We start from the raw sequence: 25,940 nt of genomic DNA, 5'->3' as shown, positions 1-25,940 counted from the left end.
TTCCTTGTTCTTGAAGGGAACAAGGAAGGCATAAAAGGGTTATGACTACTTATTTTTTTCGATTAATGCGGTTGATCACCATCCACAGCAATAATCCGATTCCAAGCAATATAAGGAACAGCCAAAAAGCCTGACCGAACCAGAAACGCATATGATGGTACATCATTTGCCTTCCCATCATCATCCCCATGGAATTTGGCGGGAACCATATCATTCTGACTACGAAAAACAGGAAAAACAAACCTGTTATGGTGGCAAATGTCATTATGATAATCGGCAATAAACGCTTCATTTTTCATCACCACTATTCCATTTTATATCCAATACCCCAAACTGTCTTAACAATAGACTTATCCACTCCAGCTTTTTGCAACTTTTCACGAAGGTTCTTAATATGCGAATCCACAGTCCGGTCCTCACCCATGAATTCAATTCCCCATATCAAATCCACAAGTTGTTCTCTTGATAAGACTTTTCCCCTGTGCTCGATTAGTGCAACGAGAATGTCGAATTCAGTCTGTGTCAGGTTGATTCTCATCCCTTCATAAATTGCTTCCCTCGAGATGAGGTCAATAACCATCCCCTGATACTTCAAGATGTTCTCTCCAGAATTGGAATGGCCGGTCCTCCTTAGGAGTGCTTTGACCCTTACTAGCAGCTCTGCTTCATCAAAAGGTTTGACAACGTAATCATCCGCCCCTGTTGATAAGCCCGTAACTTTGTCCTGGACAGTACCCTTAGCAGTAAGCATGATAATCGGCAAGTCAGACATTTTGCGCACATGCTGTATTGTCTCCCACCCGTCCATCATAGGCATCATTACATCCAGGATCATCAAATCGTAGTCATCCTTTCGAAGCATATCAATTGCCTCCTGTCCGTCCTCTGCTTCCTCCACCTGATAGCCTTCCTGAAGCAGATAAAGTTTAACCAGCTTTCTCATTTGTGCCTCGTCGTCAACAATCAATATTTTGTTCATTCGACTCTCTCCTTGGAAGTTTTTAAGTAGATGGTAAAAACAGTTCCTTCATTCAGTTTACTGTTAACCTGAATCTGTCCACCATGGGCTTCGATAATTTGCTTCACCACATAGAGTCCAAGACCTGTTCCTCCAGTTTTCCTTCCCCTTGATCGTTCCACCCGGTAAAATCTATCCCAAATTCGGGAAAGTTCAGGCTCAGGTATTCCTTCCCCAGTATCACAGATTTCTACAACAACAAGGTCCTTTTTGGTCGAGGATCGAATGGTAATTTCGCCTTCAGTGCTGTATTTCACCGCATTTTCAAGAAGGTTGTAGAAAACCTGCTCCATTCTCTCTTTATCTACTTTTGTTTTTGATAGTCCGTCCTCAAGTACAAGAGTGATCTTCAGTCCTTTTTTTACCACTTCAGGTCTTAGGTTCGTAGCTGTTTTATTAATTAGCTCATTTAGGTTGACCGGCCTTTTATCCAGTTCGAATTTCCCCACCTGAAGCTTGCTCATTTCAAACAGGTCATTAATCATGATGGATAGCCGCTGTGCCTCTTTATTTATGATTGATAAGTACTCCTCTTTTTCTTCGTCGCTACTTGCCATTCCTTTTTTCAACACATCACTGTACCCCTTGATGTATGTCAAGGGAGTCCGAAGTTCATGGGATACAGCAGCCAGGAATTCATTCCTGCTATCTTCAAAGTATTGAAGTTGTTCACCCAACTTCTGGATAGATATGCCAAGTTGGGCTACTTCATCCTCGCCTTTGACAGGAATCGTTTGCATATACTTTCCCAAGGACATTTTAGAAGTGGCTTCCTTCATTGCGAGCAATGGGCTGGTCAGTTTTTTTGACAAAATACCGATAAGCCCGAAAGCCAGGAGGATAATCCCAATACTGGCTATTGTGATAAGGGCATTCATGACAAAGACGATTTCTCGGAGGATGTTTGAAGGATAGTACATGTAAACATACCCTTCTTGATCGCCAATAACAGAGACTGAGATGATATAGCGATGGTCCCTCCAATCATCTTCTAGAATATAACTGCTTTTTTTCCTGTTTTCTCCAAGATGCTTCTTCATGTCATTGTCGGGGTCTTTTGAAGCAGCGATGATATTGTTTTCGGAATCTACAATAAGCACCTCAGTTGTGACTCCCTGTTCCATTTCAACCACATGGCCAATCGTTGCCCGGTCGAAGTTTTCTTCTAAAATACGGGCATGATTGTTTCCACGCGTGAGGACATCCTGCTTAATATAATCAATCAAGACATTTGTGAAAACACCATAGAGGACCAAACCAAGCAGTAGAAGGAAGCAGACAAATATCCCACTGAACAAAAGGCCCAATTTAAAAGATATATTCTTCAACCTAGAAGGCATATAAAATTCTCACCCTAACTCAATAACTACTTCATTTTATTTGTATTACTCATTATATAATAGATTAAAAAAATCAAGAAAATGTGGAGAAATCTGATAATCCTAGATTATCAGACGTCGTTCCTGATTCAAGTTGATTCAAGAATCAACTCAGACAAGTCATAAAGTATTGTTTCTTCAAGACTAAAGTTCAATGGCTAAAGCATTTTAATAATTTAGCAACTGATAACCAATTATTTTTTTCCACTCTCTGTTTCCTTTAAAACGATCTAGTGAGGCAGAATTGTAGCAAGAATTGAGGCAGTATTTAGAAGAACCAAAATAGAAGAAAGAACATCTCAATTATCTTATATAACGGCCTTTTATTTACAAAGGGTAACTCGAAAAATAATCATATAAAAAAGGGTGTTCAGAAAGTCTAAAATATGACTTACCTGACACCCTGTTATTTTTAAGTTGTTTTAGTCAATCGGTGATAGTTCTTCCTCTGTTACCCATTTATGATTTTTTACTTCTTCACCATTTGTAGTCAGTGTGAAATCAACCATGTACACTGTTGTTTGTTCAGCAGAATCAATTTCGGCAGTTGCCCCGTCCATTCCCTCCATATGTTCAGCATTTATAGTAACTTCTGATCCAGGTTTAACTGTTTCTTGTCCGACTCCCTCTAACTCTTCATGAATCACCCATTTATGATCTTCCACTCTTTCTCCCCCGGTAGTCGGAGTATATGAAACAGTATAAACCGTTGTGTCATATGCCCCTACAATAGTTGATTCCGCACCTTTCATACCAGGCATATGATCGGATTCAATAATTGCTTTGCTCCCAACTTCATAAGCTGGTGAAGCCGCCTCTTTTAAACCTTCAGGAACTTCACCCGAACCGGACATATCCATATTGCCATGATCCATATCTTCCATATCTTCATCCATCTTATCTTGGGTCTCTTCTGTATTGTTAGTCCCCTTACTTTCTTTTTTTTCTTCATTTGTATTTGCGCATGCCCCCAGCATTAATAAAAGAGATGTAAGCAATACAAATAGCATAGCTCTTCTTGTATTAATTCTTAACATTCAACAAACTCCTCCTTTGTCATTTTAGATTATCTTACCCTGAATTAGTTTTTTAGACACATTACTTCCCTTAATTATTTATTCCCCATCTGCAAACATTTATCTGAAACTCAAAATTATTAATATAAAACTGCATAGAAGGCAATACTTTAAAAATTATTAATCAGTATGGTTTTTTCATAGTCAAGGGTACAAACGAGAATGACTCAGAGAGTCACTCCCATTTCTTGAACTTTTTATAGACCATTTCTAGCGTATAGGTTTCCACTTTCGTAAAAACAGTGTATTCCCAACTACTGAAACAGAACTGAAAGCCATAGCTCCTCCAGCGAGAATTGGGTTTAAAAGGCCAATTGCTGCTACCGGTATCAATATAACATTATACGCAAATGCCCAGAAAAGATTTTGTTTGATTTTTCTCATTGTAGATTTGGATAGGCTAATTGTATCAACTATTCCCATTAAATCACCTCGCATTAAGGTGATATCCGCAGCTTCCATTGCAACATCTGTACCTGTTCCAATGGCTATACCAACATGCGCAGCAGCTAGTGCTGGTGCATCATTGATACCATCCCCGACCATGGCTACAATTTTTCCTTCCTGCTTTAACTTTTCTACCTCGGCTGATTTGTCTTCCGGGAGTACTTCGGCAAGTACCCGATCAACCCCCACCTGCTTGGCAATAGCCTCGGCTGTCAATTTATTATCGCCAGTTATCATAATAACTTCTATGCCCATATTTTTAAGGTGTTTAATTGCTTTCGCTGATGTTTCCTTTACTGTATCAGCAACTGCGATTATACCGGCAAGGTTGTCATTAACTGCTATTAACATAGCAGTTTTCCCTTCTCCTTCAAGTTTTTCCATTCGATTTAATGCAATATCAATATCAATACTATTTTTGTGCATTAACTTTTTATTCCCTATAAATACCTTTTGATCATTGATGTCCACTTGAATTCCATGTCCTGGGATGGCATTAAAGTTTTGAGCATCCTGAAGTGGAAGGTCCTTTTCTTTTGCTCCATTAATAATTGCTTCACCAAGTGGATGCTCTGATCCTTTTTCAGCTGAAGCAGCCAATTGCAATAATTCATCTTCACTATATTCCCCAAATGCGATGATATTCGTAACATCTGGTTCTCCCTTAGTTATGGTACCGGTCTTATCCAGTACTACAGTAGTTACCCGCTGTGCTGTTTGAAGATGTTCAGCTCCTTTAATAAGGAGACCATTTTCAGCACCTTTTCCAGTACCAACCATTACTGCAGTTGGTGTAGCCAGGCCTAATGCACAAGGACATGCAATAACCAGCACGGCAATAGTGCTTACAAGGGCAGGTGTAAATCCTGCAAGGAAATAAGTTATAGCAAAAGTTCCCAATGCAATTAGTATGACAATCGGGACAAAGATTCCAGATATTTTATCGGCAAGTTTCTGAATAGGGGCTTTTGAGCCCTGAGCTTCTTCGACAAGTTTGATAATTTGAGCTAACGCAGTATCCTTACCAACTTTGGTCGCTTTAAAGGTAAACGCCCCGTGTTTATTTACAGTTGCTCCAATAACTGTGTCGCCTTTTCCTTTTGTAACAGGCATACTTTCACCGGTAAGCATGGATTCATCAACCGTAGTATTTCCCTCGATTATTTCTCCATCTACTGGAACCTTTTCTCCTGCTCGAACAAAAATCATGTCACCTGTTTGAACCTCTTCTAGTGGAATATCAAGTTCTTCTCCATTTCGTAGGACCTTTGCTGTTTTTGCTTGAAGTCCCATGAGCGTTTTAATTGCTTCAGATGTTTGCCCTTTTGCCCTTGTTTCAAGCAATTTCCCCAAAACAATTAAGGTCATAACAATGGCAGCTGCTTCATAATACAAAAATTGCCCTGTTCCTAATATCGTGACAATTAAACTGTAAAAATATGCGGCTGAAGTTCCCAGTACAACTAAAACTGCCATGTTTGCACTGCCCCCACGAACCGCGTTGAAGGCATCACGGTAATAATGGCCTCCTACATAGAATTGAACTGGAGTAGCAAGAAGGAATTGAACCCATGGACTCATATGAAAAAACATCCCATTTCCATATTCCATCGCAAAATCCGATATCATTTGAATTAAGAAAAACACAGATAGGATTGCCCCTACAGTGAATTTTCTGACCTGGGTTTTGTATTCCTTTTCCCTTGCGCTACGCTCATAATCATCATTACTATCGCCTACTACCCTGGCATCGTAGCCGACTTTTTTTACAGCCGCCATTATTTGCTCGATATTTGTGTTGCCAGGAATATATTCGATAATTGCTTTTTCAGTTGCTAAATTGACAGCTGCGCTAGTAACTCCTTCAACCTTTTTCAAGCCTTTTTCAACACGAGTTGAACATGATGCACATGTCATTCCAATGATATCGAGTTGGACTTTTTCCTCCTGAACTCCATAGCCCGTCTTTTTTATTTTCGCAATGACATCATTAACAGAAGCAACAGCAGGATCATATATAACAGAAGCTTTCTCAGTAGCGAGGTTCACATTAGCCTTTTGTACACCTGGAACTTTGGCAATGTTTTTCTCGATGCGTGTCGCACACGCAGCACATGTCATTCCAGTGATACTCAATGTAACGTTTTCTTCTGAAAGATCAGTTTGAGTCTTTGCTATTGATTTCTCACCCATTTTTCTTCCTCCTTTTTAGCTGGAAATGAGGATAAATACTATATTTTCAAGATTGGTTATATACCCATACAAGGTATACATGTTATTAAAAGAAAGGGTGTCCCATTAAGCACACCCTACTTCATAATTAATTCACATCATAACCTTGATCATCAATAGTTTCCTTAATCTTATCCAGGGAAACTTTCGTTGGGCTGTATTCAACATCGACTTTTCCGCTTTCTAGATGAACTTTAACATTTGAAACTCCAGATAATTCTCCTACACTACCTTCAATCGCTTTGACACAATGTCCACACGACATACCTACTACATTTAATGTTACCTTTTCCATTTCTAACAGCTCCTTTACTTTTTTATTAACTTATGAATAGTAACGAGTACTTCATCTATTACATCGAAATCTCCTTGCTCCAGGCGGTCCACTACGCATCCCTTTAAATGTCCTTCTAAAAGAACTTTTGCCACGCTGTTCAACGCAGATTGGGTTGCAGATATCTGTGTAATGACATCATCACAATAAGTGTCTCTTTCGATTAACCCTTTTATGCCACGTATTTGACCTTCTATTCTGTTTAGTCGAACCACAAGTGAGTTTTTCACTTTATCCGAGTGATGACTTTTTCTTTCAAACGCGTAACAATTTACTTCATCAGCGATTAAAGTATTCGTTTTTATTTCAGGTTGCATTTAGCTTCCCCCCTTCTACAATTAATATACTATACCCCAGTACCCTATGTAAATATAAATAAATTTATTTTTTGAAAAATATGTAATTAATGTGAACGCGAAAGAAGAGAAGCATTGTAGTTGATTTCCAGTTTGCTTTGTTGGCATTGCCTGTCTACTACCTATGTATCATTTTGTACAAAAAAGGGGTTTATCATTTTAGTGTCATTAAGATATTTAGGAAGTTGAATACTTGATTCTGCGAATCCATTTCTTAAACATGGTTGCCATCTAAAAACACTGGAATGTCTTCTACAGATCTGCATAACCGGGTTTATTGTTCTATTACGGGACATAAAGAAAATGAATGATTGGCACTATTACGGAGAATTTAGGAAAAGCCATCCCTCGATTATTTATACAGGGATGGCTTTTAGGTCATGCTTCACTCTTTTGACGGTATACTTCATTCAATTTTATATAATTTCCTATAACAGGTTACATTTCTATTTAAGATCACTTTTATCCTGACTTCCTACTGGTACCTTCTTCAACAATTTCTTCCCATGTTTTCCCACTATCACTACTTGTATATACATTTAGTAGGTCGGTTGCAAATGAGAGTTCTTTTTTGTTTTCACGGTTTACGGCAATATACAAGATATTCCCCTCAAAGTTTTGGGGCATATTTAAATTACTGAAACTACTATCATTAATATTAATTTTTAAGATTCGCTTGTCACCATTATTTGTTCCTGCAATTATTGTATCATCATCTGAAAATACAGCAGCACTCACACTAAAATCTGTTACTATCTGCTCAAACGAATCTCCATAGTTCTCAGATAGATAGAGGCCCTGATCTGTACCAATCGCGAATGTTCCATTTCTGGAAGGGTGTGCAGACATTACTAAAGGAGAGCCCGATATCCCCTGCATATTCATTGAATTCCAGGTTTCTCCCTGATTATTTGAGTAGTAAAATCCTTGTTCTTTCATTTTGGAATTAGGTTCAGATGCAAAAACATAGATTTCTTCTGTTTCGTACCCTACGGACAATGCATGAAAATCTGCCTCCCCATGCAAATCAACTACATCCACCGTCTCTCCATTATCCTTGCTTTTTACAATTCCTAAGGGATTTCGAAGATCAGAATTTGGTGCTGGGTGTCCACTACTATAAAATCCATTCTTAACTGGTGAATAACCCATGTAATCATTTTTTGGTCCTTCTGGTATTGACCATGATCCATTAGAATATACTTTTAAACCATCATGGACTGCTGCAACTAATTCTTCTCCATCTTGTGAATAGCTCAGTCCATGCAAATCAGTAAATGTCATTTTATTTCCTCCGTTATTAGGAAGAAGAATTAAAACTACGAATAACCCCATTACCACTAGAAAGAGCCAGCCTAAGCCAAACTTTTGCTCTTTGTTTTGTTTTTTCTTTTTAGACATCGTTTCCCTCCTGAAATCTATTATCCCTTTACTTTTGTCACTAATATCCCATAAATCTGTGCATTTTTTATGAAGCACCATATTGATATATGGTTTGAGGATAATTAGTGATTTAACAAGAGGAAGATAGGCATACTTCGAAGAAGTGGGTTTCGAACTTGTATTTCGAACTTGTATTCTGTTATAAAAATAAGAATTTCATGAGTTGATAGAAATAAAGACTCTATTAGAAAATTCGCCAAAACTAAAACAATCAATTCCCGTTTACTTCCTCAGCTTCCCAATAATATTCACTGAAAACTTCTGCAAATGCTTTAATAGAATGATCCAATTCAATGCTATTATTCTCTATTCCTCCAAACTCAAGCAGCATCGATTGGCTGGAAAGGTCTTGATTATATACTCCATTCCCATCATCTTTTGTCTTTACAAAAACACCTCTGCTGATTCCTGGGAATTTCTCTTCTAACATTTTATTCAATTCTTTGGCTAAGGCAAGATTACTTTCATAGTTTTTGTTTTCCCTTCCCACTATAAAAAATAATCTTGCAAATGGTTTTCCGTTGATCATTGTAGTTGTAAGCTTTTTAGGTTGGGAATCCCTGTGAATATCAATAAGATAACCAATAGATGATTCTTGTGCCATTACCTCTTTTACTGTCTCTCTTGAAAGCGTATATGAATCATTGTAATTCCAATTTTTCTTTTTTAATTCCTCTGTAACATTGGACGTGCTGTGGCTTGCTCCAATGCCTTTTTTCATTAATTCATCTCTTAACTTTTTCCCCACTGCTATTATGTTTTTACTTTCATTTAAACTTACAGCTTCATTTGCGGTCTTCTTTCCAGGCAACGAGGGCAAAAAAGCTTCCCAGCTGTGGGAATGATAAATATATGCCACATCCTTTCCGGTTTTAAGGACAGGCGAAATCCTTTTTTCTTCTGAAACATTTTTTTCGCCTAGCTCCTGTTCTGCCATTTCTTTCTCTTTCAAAAGCACTTCTAACGGGGGAGCAGATTCCATTGGCATTGTGGTAAGATCGGTCCCAATTCCTGCGATAGCAATTTCGGTATTAAAGTTGGAAAAACCCGGAATTTCTTGACCAAGAAATGTTCTTGTGTCTTCTGGCCAAATATTTGTAAGAGTGAGAAATACTGCTCGGGAGATAGAGGGTGTTTCTTGTTCATTAATAAGTGATCTAAGCGAGCCTATTTCAGTTGCCATGAGACTTAGGATGATATTAGTATGTACCTTTTCGCTAGTAGCTGTAATAAAGGAAGAATTTATTTTTTCTTTAAAATCAAGAAAATTAATGAAAAATATAATACTAATAATTAAGAAAAAAAGCGCGAAATAAATCTTGTGAACTCTTATTAAAAATATAGTATTTTGATGTCTTTTGTTCATTTGCTCACTCCGTTCTATAACTATCAACTTACTCGATTTATATGACCGGAAATAGAATAATAGACTAGATTTCCATGTAGACTTTTAGGGTAAGGGCTTTGCCGGCATGTCGGAATTCAGACATCTTGAAGACAAAAAACAGACACCAAGTGTCTGTTTTTTGGTTACTATACCATTTGCCGGCATGCTTCTGCACATTTAAAGCAAGCCTCAGCACATTTTTGACAGTGTTCATGTGAATGCTTCTTGCATTCGTTTCCGCAAGCCTGGCAAATATCAGCACATAACTGGCAGATCTGTTTTACAAAAGGACTGTTTGATTGCATAGATTTGGCAGCGAAAGCACAAATGTCTGCGCATTCCCGATCCATTCTTATACATTCTGCCATCATTTTTAAGTCTTCTTCATGGAAACACGCATCATAGCAAACATTACAAGCCTCCATACATTCAAGGCAAGCCTGAATACACTGTTCATAAGTTTGGTTATACATGTAATCTCCCTTTCTGTTTTTTTCCTTTCATTTGATAGGTTACCCTTGCATTAAGTAAATAAACTGCATATAAAATGCATATTTTTCAAGATGCTCGCATTAACGCTCCGATTTATAAATAAAGTGATGATACAATCACAAAGCAAGTTATATCCAATAATCCCCAATAGAACTCTATTCTATTTTCCTTCTATTTTTGCTTTGGTAGACGCTTCGAATAAAAACAGCCCATTGCAGCATGAAAATAACTGTTACGGTTACCAAAAAAGGCTTTTGTACCCAATTATAACTGCCTAATCTAAAAAAGAAGAGAAAAAATGCAGTGTGCAATACTACTAGAATATAAAGTGTCCCACTTTTCTTTTGGAGGTAGTCCCAACTCCTTCTCCCTAATACTTTTATTGCATAATTATTTGATATTAAAGCAAGCAGAAATAAGTAAGCTAATCCCATAGCACCAACTAGGTTGGCGAGGGTGAAACCCGGATCAAACGAAAGCTGGCCAGTTTCTTGGTTAACGCCAATGATTAGTCTTATCGGTTCCCAGTAAAACCATCCCTGTAATAGTACATAAACGTGTAGTAAAGCCATGTTGGAACACCAAATCCCTAACTCCCTTCTCCATGATAAAAAGCGAATAAATAGGTTATTCAATTTACTTAATGGACCGATCAAAATGGTTATGAAGAGAAGGATAAGCGATACATCAGCATAAGCTCTATTCCAAGCATGCATGGAATTCCATTCAGATCGGCTAATTAAGAATAGGTAGACTAGAATACTGCTTGTCAATCCAACAATCATGTGCCTCATAAATAAGTTCATAAAAATTATTCCTTTCTAAATTAACGGTCCTCTATAATGAATTAAATTGAATGAGGATGCGCAAGAAAATATGAGAAAAAAACGCCCTCTTTCTATAACCTTAAGTTTTAGACAAGCATATACACACTCTGGTACAAGCAACCAAACAAAAGAAAATTAAAAAGCCCATGTTTAAAGCAGGGCTTTTAACTTCCAATAAAGATTCCTTTCCGAAAACTTTGTTTATCTTAAACACAAAACTACTTTCAACTCTAAATCAGCTTTACCTAAATAATATACTCAATAAGCCTACCACTCCCACAATCATGGACCAAATCAAAAATAATAGGACACTGGATATCTTCTTGTTTTCGCTCTTTTTTTTATTAGAACAACATGAAATAAGACTTCAATTCATTATAGATTAATTCCGTTTGGTCGGACTTAAAATAGCTATATAGACAATGCCATCCTGGACAAACGCTTAAAAATATCCAGTGGCCTGGGAGGGGGTCCTCCAATATTCACACCAAATTCGTCATATTCTCCTCCATGACAAGGACAATAAAACGCTACTCCTTCTTCTTTCATGTCCTGCTCTGCATTCCCAGCAATACACCCTAGGTGTGTACATACAGGCGACATAATTATTAAAGAGTCCTCATTTTTATTTTTATTGACGTATACAAAGCCTTCCATCTTCTGTTCAACCCATGCATCTTGTACGGTTGTTTTATAAGGTACTTTCTTAGGGAATTCACCCTTTTCCAATTCACTGATAGGCCCAAGGCTGGCCATTGAACTTGTATCTACCCTTGTCTTATTGTTGCATGCTGTTAACCCAAGCGGAAGAATTGAAATGGCCATTACTCCTGCAGTCCCTTTGAGCGTTTTAGCTATAAATGTTCTCCTATTCAAACTATTCATATTCGCCACCTCCTATTTAGGACCAATCTTAACATTACTTTTTGCAGAAATTTCTTATTATTGATTACTAAAAAAATACCTATTCAAAATTTTCATGGTAAGTCTTGCCCTAATAACCTTTTCAAAAAAAGAAATGAATTTTTCATCCATAATTTCTGCATTTATTTGTATTATGATTTCCTTAAAAAATTTCTGGAGGTATACAGCTATGAAATTAAAGTTACTTTCAATTCTCATTTTTTCCACCCTTTTTATTGCTGCCTGTTCCAGTAGCAGTATGAGTGAAATGGATCATAAAAACATGGAAGAAGAACCTAGCTCTGAAGTAAAAGAAAATATAGAAGGTCTACAAACAGCAAACGTTACTGAAACACTTACTGGCAATAAAATAAATATTATTGCCAAAGAAGCCAAGCACCAGCTAAATGAGGATGTTAGCGTAAAAGCACTTACTTTCAATGGCTCTGTACCCGGCTCCCAAATTCGGGTAAAGCAAGGAGAGAAATTAAAAATCAATCTTAAAAATGAACTGAATGAACCAATCTCTATACACTGGCATGGAATTACAGTGCCAAATGAAATGGATGGCATCCCTGGTGTGACACAAAATGCAGTCCAGCCAGGTGAAAGCTTCACATATGAATTTATCCCTGAAGATCCAGGAACGTATATGTACCATACCCATCAAAATGCTGTTGAACAAATGGATAAAGGGCTTTACGGTTCATTTATTGTAGAACCAAATGATAAGTCTTATGATCGTGATTATACCCTTATGCTTGACGAGTGGATGAGCAACCCTGCAGAAGGTAAGTCCAGCATGGAAGGAATGGACCACGGTAATATGGGTTCAGACAAGGACAGTGATAAAGAAACTGATTCAGGTGGCATGGATCACGGCGATATGGGGTCAAATGAGAATGATAGCATGGATGGAATGGAAGAAATGGGCCATGATATGAGTGCTTACGATATCTTTACGATAAATGGCAAAAGCGGTAACAGCATTGAACCATTAAAGGTCAAAGAAGGAGAAAAGGTCAGAATTCGTCTTGTCAATGTAGGGTATATGTCTCATAAAATCCACCTGCATGGCCATGACTTTAAAGTCGCAGCAATTGACGGACAAGAACTAAATGAACCAAAAGAAATAAACAATCAAGTGATTGCTATAGCACCAGGTGAGAGATATGACATTGAGTTTACAGCAAATAACCCCGGAGAATGGTTCATAGAGTGCCACGGAGATATGGAAGGATCAAGTGGAATGAAGACAAAAATTCAATATGAAAACTCTACTAATTCGTCTGACAAATCTAACCAGTCTGAAAATTTACCTGAATTTTCCTTTATGAATTATGGGGGTCCTGAAAAGGGTAAATTCTCACTGGATCAAAAATATGATACTGAATATAAAATGGATTTAAACACAGCGATGGATGGCAAAGAAATGGCCTATACGATTAACGGCAAAACTTTCCCAGAAACTGATAGCATAAATGTCAAGGAAGGCGATCTTGTTAAAGTAACACTGACCAACAATTCTATGATGGATGACCATCCTATGCACTTGCATGGTCACTTCTTCCAGGTTCTTAGCAAAAATGGAAAACCTGTAGAAGGTGCTCCAATCATGAAAGATACGATTAATTTAAAACCTGGTGATGAATATGTTGTTGCATTTAAAGCAGATAATCCTGGTAACTGGCTATTCCATTGTCACGATTTGCATCATGCCACTGCAGGAATGGTGAATATGGTTAAATATGATGGGTTTAAAGTAAACTTCACTCCAGATCCTGATGCTAATAATAAACCTGAATAATAACCTCTTCCGTTAGAGCATTAAAATGTAGAATAAGAAACTGATTTCAAAGAGGAAGCCTACCTGGCTTCCTTTTTTACTTTCAGTCCCTTCTTCAAGCGGTATATATAGCCTTTCCCCAATGTGTTTTTCCGATTTCCTCTCTAGTTGCAACCTAACTAGATTAAGTCCTCGCAACTTCTTCTAAACTTACCGGAGTCGTTGATATTGGCCTCTTTCTATACGAAAAACTGAAGTTTTCCAGCCACTTTCCGGCAGTCGAAGTCAAATTGCGTTGGCTATCAGGCTAGCCCCCTTTAATAGCATAACCCCTACAACAGAAACTGAGCTGAATGCAGTTGTTGTTCTGGCGAGGAAGGGATTTAAAATCCCCTTTATCTTGGCAGGGATTGTTATGATATAAAGGCTGTAGTCAAAAGAGATTTTGGTTTATTTCTGCGTAGTGGCCCTTGACAGAATAAATAAAGGATTCAACTCTAGCTAAAGGTTTTTTCTATTACTTTGCAATTGCAAAGCTGATTTCATGCGGAGTCTTACCAAGATTTATTTTTGAAAGAATTTTCATTGTATTAGCATCTACCACCGTTAAATCATTAGAATCCTTGTTAGTCACATAGAGTTTATCTGTTCCTGGCACTAATGAGACATGATTTGCGGTTTTCCCAGTCAATACTTTCCCCTTAAGTTCATTAGAATCCAATTCAACTTTAATGAGATCATTTGACATCCGGTTGGATGCAAACAGAAACTTACCATCAGCCGACAGAGCTAAACCGTGTGTCCCTTCTCCTGATTTTATTGTTTCTATTTCTTTCCTGTTTATTAAGTCAATAACAGATACTGTACCATCTGTAACATTAGCTACGTAAAGAAACTTATCATCAGCTGAAGGCTCAACCTCATTAGGGATGGTGCCGACTGGGATTGTAGCGATGATTTTAAATGTTTCCGTGCTAATCAATGTAATGTCATTTGAAAGGATATTCGCGACATAAGCCAGGCTTCCATCGCGGCTAAAATCGATATGTGACGGGCTTTTCGATGTAGTAGGGATTTCTGCGACCACTTTATGGCTGTTCGTTGCTACAACAGTTATATAGTTGAATTCTTTTCCTGCCTTAAAGTCCCCGCTCGCCAGGTACAAGTACTTCCCATCCGGAGTCATATCAATGCCATGAAGGTTTTTGCCTGTGTCAATTCTCTTTACTATTTCCCCTGTTTTAGAATCAATAACCAATAGCTCTCCGCGACTATAATTCCCAGCATAAATCCATTTGCCATCTTTACTAGACTCGATCCCGTCAGACAGCACATTGTCTACTTTAAGTGTTCTCAAGATCTTATCTTTTTTAGTATCAATTACAGAAATAGTCCCTTCATCGACATTAGGAATATAGGCAACCATTGTGTCAATATTCTTTATTCCTATTATGTAAATAATGGAGAGCAGCAGTAATATAGCTGCCCCCGATACCATTAACCGATTCTTATTCACCGTTCTCCCCCCTTGTCGGACTGGTAAATTTCCTCACTTGTCCAGCTAAACGTTCTCACTGGTACATTATCTATTTGCTCCAATTTAAGGCTCACCTCTTTGAAGTCAACAGTCGTTTGTCCAGCCCAAGTTAATATTCCGCTCATATGATGAGAATCCTCTGACGATGCTTTCCATATGAATTCTTGGCTTTCTTCACTTTCATCAAAAACAATCTTGGAGGCTTTAGTGATATTGTATTTTGATAGATCGATCGAGTGCGTATTCAACACTAACTCAAACTCCAGTTGTTTGGTATTGCTTTGATCCGGGATAATTGTGGCTTTTACGGCAACAGCTCCTTGGCTATCAGTTCTTGTAAGGCTGTCATCTTTTTGATTCAATCCAGCCACCTCTTTTTTCCCCTTCACCTGTTCAGCGATGGAAGGGGTTACAGACTGTGCATTTTTGTCAAAGGCTGATATCATATAAACTGAACCTCCAAATAACACAACTATTGCTGCCACCAGCACGATTTTTTTATACTTGTACATTCTTCTTCTCCCCAATTGACCTATCGTAATATTCTTCCTTGCATCTCGTGACTTCTTGTTTATAATTCATTAATGCCACCCAATCATTTTCTGCGTTTGTGAATTTCATTTTATGCAATTCTCACCAAATGCTTCAATCATCTCCCTGATTATTTTACTTGCATCTTCAGTCAGTGTTACTTGGTTCATGGTTTACAAAGCCTCCTTTACTGAGGGGAACCTTTTTTTCATTATGATTCTATAAATCAAATGTGTAGAAACAATCGAGTTTATGTGACGAATAATTGTATTAATTTATGCAAGAAGCCGCCCTCCAAGATAAGAGGCGCGGCATCCATCCATTACTTCATGATCGTGATTCCATTTGGGACTTCTCCAACTTGAATCGTTTGTTTTACTTCTTTCGTTACAAGGTCTATTATGCTTACCGTATTTTCGAACATATTGGTTACGTACGCAGTATTATTGTCCTCACTCAGCACCACACCATGTGCTCCTTTACCGGTTTCAATCGTAGATATAGCTGCTTTTGATTTTAAATCAACAATCGTTATGCTATTAGAAGGATTACTCTCTGTTCCCTGATTGGCCACGTAGGCAAATTGATCATTAGCATCAAGATATACCTGAGCCGGGCCAATACCGACTCCTACCTTCTCTATGTTTCCACTTTCAAGATCAACAATTGCCAGAGCATTTTCAGCATTGAGCGTTGTTACCATTGTCTTCCCATCAGCGCTTATTCCTGTCGTGACCGGAGCGGCACCTACCTGTATTTTGCGATCTTCTTTCATTGATTCGAGATTAATGACACTGACGGAATCCTCGCCCATGTTCGCTATATAAGCATGCTTGCTGTCGCTTGATATCCTGAAGCCATGCGGGCCTTTCCCTGTTCCTATTGTATTGACCACAGTGTAGTCTTCAGTATCAATAACGGAAACATTATTATCCTCATTGTTTGTGACAAGGGCGTATTTTCCATCCTCTGTATACACAACATGGGCTGGGTGGCTACCGACTTCTACTTCTTTCAGTAACTCATCCGTTTCGGTATCGTAAAAAAGTGCAGAACCGTTCATTTTCATTTCATGTCCTCCATCATCATGCTCGTTACCTCCGTGAGCCCCCATGCTCGGGACGATCGTAGCAGCAACTGTCTTTCCATCGGGTGACACTTGAATATTATGGACAACCCCATCTGCTTGAATCGTTTTAACAACCTCATTGTTCAAAGCATTTACCTTGCTGATTGTTCCACCTTCATTGGCTGTAAAATAAAACTTGTCTTGCTGGGCTTTTTTTGATGCTTGTTGAGATTTCTCTTCGACTTGCTGCTTTTCCTTAACGACTGTTTCCTTACTATCCTTTGTCAACTCACTGCCACACCCGGCAAGAAAGATACCTGCTGCTATCACTAAACTTACTCCGCTAAAATAAGATCTTCGCTTCATCTGAATTCCCCCTTAATGTGATTACACCGATAGCATAACCGGGTTCTCCTATCGGAAATGTGATGCACATCACAAAAAGAAAAATATCAAGAAACATTTTAACAATTTCTTGAAATTCATATTTACTGCAATATTTTAATCTACAATATACAATTTCTACCGTTATAGACTTCGTAAAGCATGGCTTTCATTAACGCTTGAGCTCCTAATCCTCACCAAATATTATCAACTAGCTCAATAACAGAAGTTATTCAGATTATTGGAACTACCTTTATTTTTAAGGAGCTATGGATAAGCTGAGATAATTATATAGAAATATTTTGATGGGGTGTAGTTGGTTCCTAGAAATGATGCCTTTTTAAAGGTAAATGTGTGTGGGTACAAAATAATGAGCATCAAGTATTTTAAAGACTAACTAGAGAAGAACGAACCCGAAAATGGGCCCAAATAATTGGAACATTTTTAGATATTATTTTTAGTTAATTTCTATAGTAGACTAATTACACGTTTAATCTTTTTTTATTTAAAACTGAAATAATTCGGGAGAAAAGCATAATGAATTTACATGAAGGTAAATTAAAAACCATTGAAAATATAAAGGGCCAACTTCCCTGGTTTGTTAATGAGTTCTTAGATGTGAAAATTAAAAATAAACGCTCGATTGATACAGTCTATGGATATGCGCTGGAAATCCATCACTTTTTAAAGTGGAATTGTGAACAAGGAATAATTATGTCTAGCACCACTGAATCTGTTACTTTATACGATTTAGAAAAGTTGAGTAAGAATGAAGTTCAAGAATACCTAAATTGGCTAGAGTTAGAAAAGAAACATTCGGATAATACACTTAACCGAAAAATTTCATCCCTGCGATCATTATTTGTATATCTTACAGTAGAATATGAAGATGAAGATGGGGAGAGTTATTTTAACAGAAATGTTATGAACAATATTCCTTTGAGAAAAAAAACGAAGCAAACATTAGCTAATGAAATTTCAACCAATATATTATCCGGAAGTAAAACAAAGGATTTATTAGACTATATGATAAATGATTACGAAAGAGAAAATATTTCAGGACGGCAACGAACATCTTTTCAAAGAAATAAAAATAGAGATATAACAATTGTCAGTTTGATTTTAGAATCTGGCTTACGTGCAGCAGAAGTAGCTTCGTTAAAGGAAAATGATATAAAGTGGGAGGAAAAAATAATAATAGTTAGAAGAAAAGGAGGAAAAATCTTAGTACCAATTTCACTAACAGCTTTGACTCACTTAAAAGTTCACTATTCAAAATTGATAAAAGAAAGTTTTTTAAATGAGAGTAAACCCTTATTTGGGAGAAAATATTTAGGAAGTTACACACCCCTTTCAATTCGAAGCATTCAACTAATAGTTGAGAAATATACAAATTCATTCTCAAAAAGTATGAGTCCCCAACAACTTAGACAATCTTTTGCGGTACAACATTGGAACCGTAATAAAGATGCATTAACCTTATTAAGTCTACTAGGTAATTCTGATGCGAGAATATTAGACATATTAACAAGAATCAAAACGGACTAAATTATAATACTCAAAACAAACCAAATGCCTTTTAGGTATTTGGTTTGTTAACTTTAGGTAAGATAAACTTACTTTTGTTATGTTTCCAAAGGTGAAAGTTAACAGAATCTTTTTGTTCCTTATTTATTTCAACTATAAAAGTTGGTATGTAATCAAACTCTAGAGGACAATAATAATAAGTATTCTCATTTATTTCACTTTGCTGAAAGTGCTCTAACCAACAATAGAAATAGTTAGTAATAACTATCCCATATATTTTATTAATTAACCACAAAACTAATTTGCGCGTTCTATATTTTTCATCAATAGAGGATATCGTTGTATAAAAAAGTCTTTCAAAAAAACTATGTTCTTGGTAGCAATAAACTTTAAAATTAAGGTAAGAATCATGAATCATTGGTCTTTTTTTGTCTACTTCAGAAATATTACTAAGCCCCTCAATAAATTTTCTCCAATGAACGTAAGCGTTAGAGTATGGACACTTTGGCTTAACTGGATGTTTCCTAATATTCAATTCTATACATTGTTTGTGTTTAAATAATAAGGTAGTTTTTAGGTGCCTTACAATTGAATGAAAGGTTTTTAGAGTAGATAAATAGAGTATTTTAAAGTCGTTTTCAGTAAAACTGAATTTCTCCTCATTATTAATTGCTTTTGGACTACTGAAAGTAAGTAACTCTTCTTTACCAATATTCTCATTATATTTATTAAATAAAATGTAGTTATACTTCTCTAAAGCAGCCTCTCTGACAATGAATACACCTGGATCAAAATAAAGAATTATATTTCCTTTATTTGATTCATTTTCAATTAATTCTTTTGTAATACCACAGCTTAACTGAAAATTTTTTGTGTTTACTGTTTGCCATTTCTTTTTAGCATTAATAAACAAATGAACTTTTTCGTTTGTTTCTACATCTATATTTAACGCTTCAAGTTGAAAATTACTATTAAGAGAATCATCAACTATAATATTCTTTTTATAGTTAGTGATAGCCAAAGGTATTTTATGAAAAGGGCAGTAACTTAAGAGTTTAAATTGATGGAATATGCTATGATAATTAAACTCTATACATGTTTTGCAAGTTGTAACTTCCTTTCTAAACAACTTTTCAAGATGGAAATTATCAATTGGTCGTCCAGTAGAAAGTAATTTGACTATGTTCAATTGATGTTTATAGAGATCATAACCAATTAATATATTCGGCTCTGAATTAAATTTAGAAAAAAATATTGAGCGATTGTTAGCTGGAGCAATTTTATCACTTGCGAACAGATGTAAAATTTCTTTATTGCTAATATTGTTTGCTAGCTTTATTTTTTCAAATATACTCCAAATTGATTCAAACTTATTAATCCAGCTATTATTCCAGTTTAATAAAGATTTTTTCTTTATATCCTTATTAGTTATTATAATTGAACCCATTATGTTCCTACCCCCCTCACTATCATTATTGACAGTCAGAAGTGAAGAAATACAAAAAGCTGCTAAAAAATTTCCCAGCAGCATAAAATATATTTAATTTTTTCTTCTTGAATCCAATTTCTCTATTGCTAGTTTCCTTGGGTTATAACTATTTTCAGAAACTTTAATTCTTCTTTGTTTCACACTTTTATTCGGACAAAGTTCACTATATTTTGTAATTAATTTACTATAATCAGGTAAATAATCCACCCAATAAATCTTATCACAGTTGTCTAACCTGGAATTTACTATTAAGATTTGATTTAAATTTGTATATTTAGTGTAATTAATACTACCATTTTCTCTATTTATGGTAGGTAAAGAGTTAAGCAAACTAATAAAATGGTGTGAATATAAATGGGCAATTACTCTATTAATAACCCACTCTAATTTAGGTACATTAAAATTAAAATTATCTGATCGAATCAAATCTTTTGTCATAGCCAGAATTAAGTTTCTATCAATTCTATTTGCAACATCGAATCCTTCGTCATTTAATCTGTCTTCATAGGAATATCGATTATCAACACTTGTTAGTTCATTAAAACCTTGTAAATTTTTCCTGTTTTCTAGGTAAGCGAAAGCTATTGGGCAAAAAAAGGAATCATCCTCTTCCCTCACTCTAAGATGATTCTTCATTCGCTTTAGGCAGCTTCGGTGATTTTTATAGACCTCTTTACGAATTTTCCTACTGATAGCTTTTACCGTTTGCCTGGTGGATAAAAATATATCATCTATAACATTTAAATGGGGATTTCTATAGGGAAATCTATCGAGAAGTAATAATGGATCCATATTTTCCTTAATTTTTGAATAAGATATTGAACCATTAGATACCATCCTACCCTTATTAAAATGCGGTATGTCAGAAATTAAAGTTATCATTTTTTTCAAAAGGTTATTTTGCAAAGGAAAATCTTTATGTTGTAAAAAATAGGTTCCTTGTAACACTTTTAACTCTTCTTCATTTAAAGTTATCCATCTTTTTAATTCTATTGATTTTATATCTTCCATTCTCGGGCTATACCAGTCAGGGAATAGCTCGTCATTCACTTCTAAATATCCATTCCCACAATTACAGTGAAATGGAAGAGTAGCTTTATTGGTTATTTCATAACCAAAGTCATTTCGGTACCATCTGCTACAACGTTCACAAGCCTGAATAAGTTTTTGACCATGAAAAGGACATTCGTCAATAATCCTAAGTTGATGAAAAACACTATGATATCCTTTTCTAATACAAGTTGGACAAATATAAAGGCTGCTATGAAAGTATTTATTTATATTTGTCTTTCCATCAAAAAGTGGTTTGCAAAGCATATCAATAAGATTATTATTATATTCTTTTATAGAAAAACCGAAATAATGTTTAAATTGATTATCATCAATTCCTTTTAAGGTTAATAACTCCCGGTGATTCCAACCAATATTTGATTTTAATCCCTTAACATGTTCTGTTCCACATATTTTTAAAAACTCTTTTGAGGGAATTAAGTTTGCATGCTTGATTTTTTCAATAATGCCCCAAGGTGATTCAAAATCGGCTATCCACTTAATATCCCATGTCAACCTTGAGCTTAGTGTTTCTGAAGGTTCTAGATGTATGCGATTCAAAATAATTTCAACCCTTTTAACGCAGTCTAATATAATTAGATAGCACTATATAATTCAGATTCTATATAACTTGAGTATTTAATGGCATCGATCCATTGAGTTTTTGAAATAGAGTTCAAATCCTCACCTTCAACACCATATTTCTTTAAGGCAAATTCTATGGCTAAAGTTAAATATTGCATAGGGATTTCAAATCGAGAACTTAGTCCAGCTTCTCTTCTCATTTCTGTATAAATTTCCATCAACTCATCTGTGTAATTTGCCAATCTAAATCCATTTACAAACGCTTCAGGAAAATAATATTTAGTAAAGCTTACTCCACTATTTGAAGGGAATTCACAATCTTCATCGTAACCTAGTAGGCATTCATACATATCTGAGCGATTACATACTCCCTCAAATTTATGTTGTTGTACCATAAACCTGCCAATTATTTGAGCTTGTCCTAATTCAAGAAATACAGACCTCTGATCGAGTAACTCTTGTTGACCTACTAAAAAAACCGTTAAAGAGACGCCAAATCTATCCAACTCGTTATTAATATCCATCAGCCATCCATACTGTATTTCGTGTAATCTTTGCGCATCATCTATGAAAAGTACTATTCGTTTTTGTCTAGAGACTTCAGCTTCTTGAATTAGAAATTTTAGCAATCTTTGTCGTTTAACATTTGCCTTCCCAGAAAAAGGAGTTCCATGTCCAACATCGATTAAAAGATCCTCAAAAAAAACAGCTTCATTAGGGTTTTTATACTTCCGACAAGTGATAAAATAAATAGGTAAACCATCAAATTCATTGGGAAGTATATGAGTCAGATACTTTATTGCTCTTGTTTTACCAAGTCTCGGACGACCATATATTATGGCACCAGGAAAACGGTTATTTAAACACTGCTGTATTTTAAGGTACAATTTTTGGATTTCGTTTGTTGCCAGCAAATATCTACCTGTTTCGATCGGATGACTGCCTTTTGATATTATTGGACGACCTAAGTTCTGAGAAACTTGAATTTGATTTGCTTGTTCCATAATTATTACCTCGACAATTCATTAGAAGGTTAATGTTCTCTTTAATCTTTTTTTATTTTCTAATTCAACAATTGGCATCGTGTCTTTAGTATTTATTTTAATGGGACTTACATTGTTTAATTTGGACGTATTAACCTCTTCCCTCTCGGATGTATCTGGTATGTTTTTGGCTACTTCTTGTTCATTTGCTAAAGTTTTTTCTAATGAATTTAATTTATTTCTATATCTTTTATGTGTGATTGCTTTTTCTTTTAAATACTGTTGAAAAGCCTTAATAGGGTCATTTTTTGTGGTAAAGTGAATGAGTTTTTTATTTCTCAAACTAAAAATCTCTTTCCTTAAAGCCAAGCTATGCTTTGTTTTCCCCCAATAACCGCTTCCTACTAATTTTCCTAGTTCTGAACCATCTGGTAAATATGCAGTTAAAAACCTTACATCATCAATATTTATAACTAAATCCAGTGTTTTTCCTATTAAGCCTGGGGACCTAAGTAAAAGTTCATTTGTATATCTTACGTTTTCAAACTGAATATACGGTCTTCTTCCCTGCTCTATACTTCCCTTTACTTTCCGTTTAGCTTCAACACATAAAAATGGAATATTGTCTCGCTCCTCTTCCTGAAGTTGGCGTATAATTGGGTCTTTATTTATTCTGTGTTGTAATGCTTCTAATGGCGTTGAATAACTTGTTCCTTCATTAGGTGTAGAATTATAATCAGCAATTAACACATCTGTTAATTCTTCAAGGTCGTTTATATTCATCTTAATTTTAAGAGCTTGTTTTTCTGGGTTATTTCTTCTAGGATCCTTAGGATTGCTGCCTGTTGTATTTGGTAGTCGGTGATAACCATTTTCCTCAAGTATTCCAAAAAATCTCTCTATCAAAGACCTTTTGGTTGGGGATTTGATTGGGCCAGCGTTTACTCTGCAGTTTATGATTCTTTTTACTCTGTCCCTTACTATGATGGATAAATTGGCTTTAGCATTGTCATAATAAAATTCATCCCACAAAGCCCACATTGATTCTTTTATAAGTCCTGATGGTAGTCCTCCATTAGGTGGATATTTTAATCCAGGAATAGTTAAGTTAAGAGGCTTCCAAGGCTCTATTGATTTTTTCACACATTGCAGAACATCGTTTGAATTGTACTCTTTATTTAATGATATGTAATATCCAAGAACTGCTCTTGAAGCTACATCCATGATCACTAATAACCAAATTCGATCTAAAACCTTAGTAACTTCATCGCCAGAAGGTGTTTCGAAAGTTAATGAAAGGGATAGGTCAATTTTGTGTCCATCAAATTGGACCCTTTCGTATGGTTTTAAGTGGGTAGGTGCTTGTTCATTAAAGTGACTATTTATATTATTATTATGTTCAGTTTCATTGTTGTATCTATAGCTTACCTCAGACATTTTAGCTTCTTCTAATTTCTGTAGGTAGCTATATAAAGATCTTTTTGCTAACTCTTTAGTGTTAAAGGGGTAATCAAAAGGCGCTTTTAATCCTTGCTCTCTACATTTCTCAATAAACCTTTTATGTATTATGTTTTTTTTCATAACAGGGTCGGTTAGAGACTTATTCTTATTTTTAAAAAATAAAGTATCAATCAATTCTTGTAATACTGGATAGGTTTTTAACAAAAGTCTAAACGCTCCAGACTGCTGATTATAGTGCTTCTTTGATGTAGAGTTTGGTAACTCTTTTCTGTTATATTGTTTGATTGTCTTTCCAGGTATTAATGCATTAAATCCATAAATTATTCCAAACTTATCTTCATACAAGCACTTCTTGAAAAAACTATTAATTTCTTTCCTATCTATGCCAGTCTCTATCTTTATTTCATTAAGAGAATCACCTTTTATAAACATCTCTACAGCTTTTTTTCTTTTTTTATAAGTCTCCAAATCTTGATCGGTCATGACATTCAAATTTGCCCTTGGCCAATTGGCTGTATTTAATAATTCGTTGTCGTATGATTCTGTTATTCGTCTTCTGGACAATGGAGCCACACCTCCGTATTTATATTTAATGGTTTTAAGTGTAAATTGGATGCTATTTTGTTAGTGAATATTAAGTTATAAAGAGCGACTATGATTCTTTGCTCAGTAATCGAGTCCTTTAATTCATTAAGAATCGTTTTAATTGTCCTTTTCTCAAAAGATAGACATTTACTAACTTTATGTATATCTATATCTAAGGGATAAGAGTTAGAGAGATAAGGGATTATCCGCTTTGCATTATTTATTAATAGTTGATTTTTTAATAGATAAGAATACTCTTTTACTTCTAATTGTCTGTTATTATTCTTGCACCATTCTGCTAAAAAGGTAATTTCTCTTTTTTGTTTCTCACTTTTGCTTGCTTCAATTATTACAAGGCTTTCCTGGCCATTTTTGTATTTTAGCCAGAAGTTAGGAATTACTTCGATTTTTTTCTTATTAAAAACACCCGATATCACTAAAGGACGTTCACAAAATGATATTATTTCATGATTTATTTCAATCAGCAGCCATAATTCATAATTCGCTTGTCCAAGATAGCAGACATCACGTTTTAATTTAGGACTATAGGCCTCCCAATAATTCTTATAAAAAGAGCTGTTCCTCTTTATAGGATGCGGTTCATACACTTGTCACACCTCGATTCATAAATTACATATAGCTTACTCTAATTTGAAATATCTATGAATATATAAAGTAATGGGAAATACTCAATTTATTTCCTCATTGTGTTTGTTTTTTATTCGTTCCTTCAATTGGTTGCTTCTTTTGAAGGCCTTCCCTCTTTTAATACCTTCTGTATATACTTCTGGTTGGTTTGATAGTAACCTACGAATTTCTTCTTCTGTTAGATAAATAGAATGTTTGGTTAATTTGATTTCTATGAATTTCATAATTTATCACTCCCTTTACTGTGTATTGTCATGTTATCCACGTATTTCAAAAATTATAAGTCATTACTAGTTTTTTATTAAAAAAACGCCTTCCCTGAGGTAGACGTTAAGAAAATCGGTTGAATAAATTTTTTTCAATTTCTATAACAATTTTACGTATAAAAGCTTTGTTAAATTTTTGTAGTTA

General features: G+C 35.5%; 23 protein-coding genes. 2 read left to right on the top strand and 21 right to left on the bottom strand.

The annotated features are described in order from the left end of the window. Nucleotides 1-49 precede the first annotated feature (49 nt). From J7E38_RS11220 to J7E38_RS11165, 12 genes are all read right to left on the bottom strand, one after another. Nucleotides 50-292, bottom strand: a complete 243-nt coding sequence (locus tag J7E38_RS11220) for a hypothetical protein (RefSeq protein WP_214705839.1) — start codon at nucleotides 290-292, stop codon at nucleotides 50-52. 12 nt (nucleotides 293-304) lie between these two features. Then, entirely contained in the window at nucleotides 305-979 is a 675-nt protein-coding gene (locus J7E38_RS11215) for a response regulator transcription factor (RefSeq protein ID WP_214705838.1), read from the bottom strand. Continuing rightward, a complete protein-coding gene (locus tag J7E38_RS11210) occupies nucleotides 976-2,358 on the bottom strand; it encodes a sensor histidine kinase (protein WP_214705837.1) in 1,383 nt (460 codons plus the stop codon). Before J7E38_RS11210 ends, J7E38_RS11215 begins: the two co-directional genes overlap by 4 nt. Before the next feature lie 461 nt (nucleotides 2,359-2,819). Then, nucleotides 2,820-3,434 carry a YdhK family protein gene (locus J7E38_RS11205; protein WP_214705836.1) on the bottom strand — a complete coding sequence of 205 codons (615 nt, stop codon included), beginning with the start codon at nucleotides 3,432-3,434 and terminating at the stop codon, nucleotides 2,820-2,822. A gap of 249 nt (nucleotides 3,435-3,683) precedes the next feature. Continuing rightward, on the bottom strand, nucleotides 3,684-6,113 hold the full coding sequence (locus J7E38_RS11200) for a heavy metal translocating P-type ATPase (protein WP_214705835.1): 2,430 nt from the start codon (nucleotides 6,111-6,113) through the stop codon (nucleotides 3,684-3,686). Nucleotides 6,114-6,240: 127 nt separating this feature from the next. Next, nucleotides 6,241-6,447, bottom strand: coding sequence for a copper chaperone CopZ (copZ, locus tag J7E38_RS11195; protein WP_214705834.1), 207 nt, complete (start codon nucleotides 6,445-6,447; stop codon nucleotides 6,241-6,243). 14 nt (nucleotides 6,448-6,461) lie between these two features. Further along, nucleotides 6,462-6,803, bottom strand: a complete 342-nt coding sequence (locus tag J7E38_RS11190) for a metal-sensitive transcriptional regulator (RefSeq protein ID WP_214705833.1) — start codon at nucleotides 6,801-6,803, stop codon at nucleotides 6,462-6,464. Between the two features lie 501 nt (nucleotides 6,804-7,304). Then, nucleotides 7,305-8,243, bottom strand: coding sequence for a F510_1955 family glycosylhydrolase (locus J7E38_RS11185; protein ID WP_214705832.1), 939 nt, complete (start codon nucleotides 8,241-8,243; stop codon nucleotides 7,305-7,307). A gap of 253 nt (nucleotides 8,244-8,496) precedes the next feature. Beyond that, on the bottom strand, nucleotides 8,497-9,651 hold the full coding sequence (gene spoIIP, locus J7E38_RS11180; RefSeq protein ID WP_214705831.1) for a stage II sporulation protein P: 1,155 nt from the start codon (nucleotides 9,649-9,651) through the stop codon (nucleotides 8,497-8,499). A 167-nt stretch (nucleotides 9,652-9,818) separates the two neighbouring features. Further along, nucleotides 9,819-10,145 (bottom strand): four-helix bundle copper-binding protein, encoded by a 327-nt coding sequence (locus J7E38_RS11175; RefSeq protein WP_214705830.1) that lies wholly within the window; start codon nucleotides 10,143-10,145, stop codon nucleotides 9,819-9,821. A gap of 174 nt (nucleotides 10,146-10,319) precedes the next feature. Further along, a complete protein-coding gene (locus tag J7E38_RS11170; RefSeq protein WP_214705829.1) occupies nucleotides 10,320-10,970 on the bottom strand; it encodes a ferric reductase-like transmembrane domain-containing protein in 651 nt (216 codons plus the stop codon). 432 nt (nucleotides 10,971-11,402) lie between these two features. Continuing rightward, nucleotides 11,403-11,876, bottom strand: a complete 474-nt coding sequence (locus J7E38_RS11165; protein WP_214705828.1) for a QcrA and Rieske domain-containing protein — start codon at nucleotides 11,874-11,876, stop codon at nucleotides 11,403-11,405. A 208-nt stretch (nucleotides 11,877-12,084) separates the two neighbouring features. Here J7E38_RS11165 and J7E38_RS11160 point away from each other — a divergent pair, with 208 nt between their 5' ends. Next, nucleotides 12,085-13,701 (top strand): multicopper oxidase family protein, encoded by a 1,617-nt coding sequence (locus J7E38_RS11160; RefSeq protein ID WP_214705827.1) that lies wholly within the window; start codon nucleotides 12,085-12,087, stop codon nucleotides 13,699-13,701. A gap of 496 nt (nucleotides 13,702-14,197) precedes the next feature. Here J7E38_RS11160 and J7E38_RS11155 read toward each other — a convergent pair whose 3' ends face one another. The 3 genes from J7E38_RS11155 to J7E38_RS11145 form a co-directional block, all read right to left on the bottom strand. Continuing rightward, nucleotides 14,198-15,196 carry a YVTN family beta-propeller repeat protein gene (locus J7E38_RS11155; RefSeq protein ID WP_214705826.1) on the bottom strand — a complete coding sequence of 333 codons (999 nt, stop codon included), beginning with the start codon at nucleotides 15,194-15,196 and terminating at the stop codon, nucleotides 14,198-14,200. Beyond that, nucleotides 15,193-15,729, bottom strand: a complete 537-nt coding sequence (locus J7E38_RS11150; protein ID WP_214705825.1) for a hypothetical protein — start codon at nucleotides 15,727-15,729, stop codon at nucleotides 15,193-15,195. Before J7E38_RS11150 ends, J7E38_RS11155 begins: the two co-directional genes overlap by 4 nt. Before the next feature lie 341 nt (nucleotides 15,730-16,070). Continuing rightward, nucleotides 16,071-17,183 carry a YncE family protein gene (locus tag J7E38_RS11145; protein ID WP_214705824.1) on the bottom strand — a complete coding sequence of 371 codons (1,113 nt, stop codon included), beginning with the start codon at nucleotides 17,181-17,183 and terminating at the stop codon, nucleotides 16,071-16,073. 555 nt (nucleotides 17,184-17,738) lie between these two features. Between J7E38_RS11145 and J7E38_RS11140 the strand changes: the two genes are divergently transcribed. Beyond that, nucleotides 17,739-18,749 carry a tyrosine-type recombinase/integrase gene (locus J7E38_RS11140; RefSeq protein ID WP_214705823.1) on the top strand — a complete coding sequence of 337 codons (1,011 nt, stop codon included), beginning with the start codon at nucleotides 17,739-17,741 and terminating at the stop codon, nucleotides 18,747-18,749. 31 nt (nucleotides 18,750-18,780) lie between these two features. On the opposite strand, the gene J7E38_RS11135 is transcribed toward J7E38_RS11140, so the two are convergent. The 6 genes from J7E38_RS11135 to J7E38_RS11110 form a co-directional block, all read right to left on the bottom strand. After that, nucleotides 18,781-20,175 (bottom strand): hypothetical protein, encoded by a 1,395-nt coding sequence (locus tag J7E38_RS11135; protein WP_214705822.1) that lies wholly within the window; start codon nucleotides 20,173-20,175, stop codon nucleotides 18,781-18,783. Between the two features lie 93 nt (nucleotides 20,176-20,268). After that, the gene (locus tag J7E38_RS11130; RefSeq protein WP_214705821.1) at nucleotides 20,269-21,828 is read right to left on the bottom strand and encodes a hypothetical protein; all 1,560 of its coding nucleotides are present in this window, start codon (nucleotides 21,826-21,828) and stop codon (nucleotides 20,269-20,271) included. Nucleotides 21,829-21,863: 35 nt separating this feature from the next. Next, nucleotides 21,864-22,856, bottom strand: a complete 993-nt coding sequence (locus J7E38_RS11125; RefSeq protein WP_214705820.1) for an ATP-binding protein — start codon at nucleotides 22,854-22,856, stop codon at nucleotides 21,864-21,866. 21 nt (nucleotides 22,857-22,877) lie between these two features. Beyond that, on the bottom strand, nucleotides 22,878-24,860 hold the full coding sequence (locus J7E38_RS11120) for a hypothetical protein (protein ID WP_214705819.1): 1,983 nt from the start codon (nucleotides 24,858-24,860) through the stop codon (nucleotides 22,878-22,880). Continuing rightward, the gene (locus tag J7E38_RS11115; protein WP_214705818.1) at nucleotides 24,842-25,489 is read right to left on the bottom strand and encodes a hypothetical protein; all 648 of its coding nucleotides are present in this window, start codon (nucleotides 25,487-25,489) and stop codon (nucleotides 24,842-24,844) included. Before J7E38_RS11115 ends, J7E38_RS11120 begins: the two co-directional genes overlap by 19 nt. Before the next feature lie 81 nt (nucleotides 25,490-25,570). After that, the gene (locus J7E38_RS11110) at nucleotides 25,571-25,753 is read right to left on the bottom strand and encodes a hypothetical protein (protein WP_214705817.1); all 183 of its coding nucleotides are present in this window, start codon (nucleotides 25,751-25,753) and stop codon (nucleotides 25,571-25,573) included. Between the last annotated feature and the right edge of the window lie 187 nt (nucleotides 25,754-25,940).

Source organism: Bacillus sp. ISL-35 (genome assembly GCF_018613355.1).
Classification (GTDB): domain Bacteria; phylum Bacillota; class Bacilli; order Bacillales; family Cytobacillaceae; genus Mesobacillus.
This window is presented reverse-complemented; position numbering and strand designations above follow the sequence as displayed.

Bases quoted from the DNA above. Each gene is read 5' to 3' on its own strand.
- J7E38_RS11210 (WP_214705837.1), bottom strand. From the start codon at position 2,358: ATGCCTTCTAGGTTGAAGAATATATCTTTTAAATTGGGCCTTTTGTTC.
- J7E38_RS11205 (WP_214705836.1), bottom strand. From the start codon at position 3,434: ATGTTAAGAATTAATACAAGAAGAGCTATGCTATTTGTATTGCTTACA.
- J7E38_RS11220 (WP_214705839.1), bottom strand. From the start codon at position 292: ATGAAGCGTTTATTGCCGATTATCATAATGACATTTGCCACCATAACA.
- spoIIP (WP_214705831.1), bottom strand. From the start codon at position 9,651: ATGAACAAAAGACATCAAAATACTATATTTTTAATAAGAGTTCACAAG.
- J7E38_RS11150 (WP_214705825.1), bottom strand. From the start codon at position 15,729: ATGTACAAGTATAAAAAAATCGTGCTGGTGGCAGCAATAGTTGTGTTA.
- J7E38_RS11165 (WP_214705828.1), bottom strand. From the start codon at position 11,876: ATGAATAGTTTGAATAGGAGAACATTTATAGCTAAAACGCTCAAAGGG.
- J7E38_RS11215 (WP_214705838.1), bottom strand. From the start codon at position 979: ATGAACAAAATATTGATTGTTGACGACGAGGCACAAATGAGAAAGCTG.
- copZ (WP_214705834.1), bottom strand. From the start codon at position 6,447: ATGGAAAAGGTAACATTAAATGTAGTAGGTATGTCGTGTGGACATTGT.
- J7E38_RS11185 (WP_214705832.1), bottom strand. From the start codon at position 8,243: ATGTCTAAAAAGAAAAAACAAAACAAAGAGCAAAAGTTTGGCTTAGGC.
- J7E38_RS11190 (WP_214705833.1), bottom strand. From the start codon at position 6,803: ATGCAACCTGAAATAAAAACGAATACTTTAATCGCTGATGAAGTAAAT.
- J7E38_RS11110 (WP_214705817.1), bottom strand. From the start codon at position 25,753: ATGAAATTCATAGAAATCAAATTAACCAAACATTCTATTTATCTAACA.
- J7E38_RS11160 (WP_214705827.1), top strand. From the start codon at position 12,085: ATGAAATTAAAGTTACTTTCAATTCTCATTTTTTCCACCCTTTTTATT.
- J7E38_RS11145 (WP_214705824.1), bottom strand. From the start codon at position 17,183: ATGAAGCGAAGATCTTATTTTAGCGGAGTAAGTTTAGTGATAGCAGCA.
- J7E38_RS11140 (WP_214705823.1), top strand. From the start codon at position 17,739: ATGAATTTACATGAAGGTAAATTAAAAACCATTGAAAATATAAAGGGC.
- J7E38_RS11170 (WP_214705829.1), bottom strand. From the start codon at position 10,970: ATGAACTTATTTATGAGGCACATGATTGTTGGATTGACAAGCAGTATT.
- J7E38_RS11125 (WP_214705820.1), bottom strand. From the start codon at position 22,856: ATGGAACAAGCAAATCAAATTCAAGTTTCTCAGAACTTAGGTCGTCCA.
- J7E38_RS11135 (WP_214705822.1), bottom strand. From the start codon at position 20,175: ATGGGTTCAATTATAATAACTAATAAGGATATAAAGAAAAAATCTTTA.
- J7E38_RS11175 (WP_214705830.1), bottom strand. From the start codon at position 10,145: ATGTATAACCAAACTTATGAACAGTGTATTCAGGCTTGCCTTGAATGT.
- J7E38_RS11200 (WP_214705835.1), bottom strand. From the start codon at position 6,113: ATGGGTGAGAAATCAATAGCAAAGACTCAAACTGATCTTTCAGAAGAA.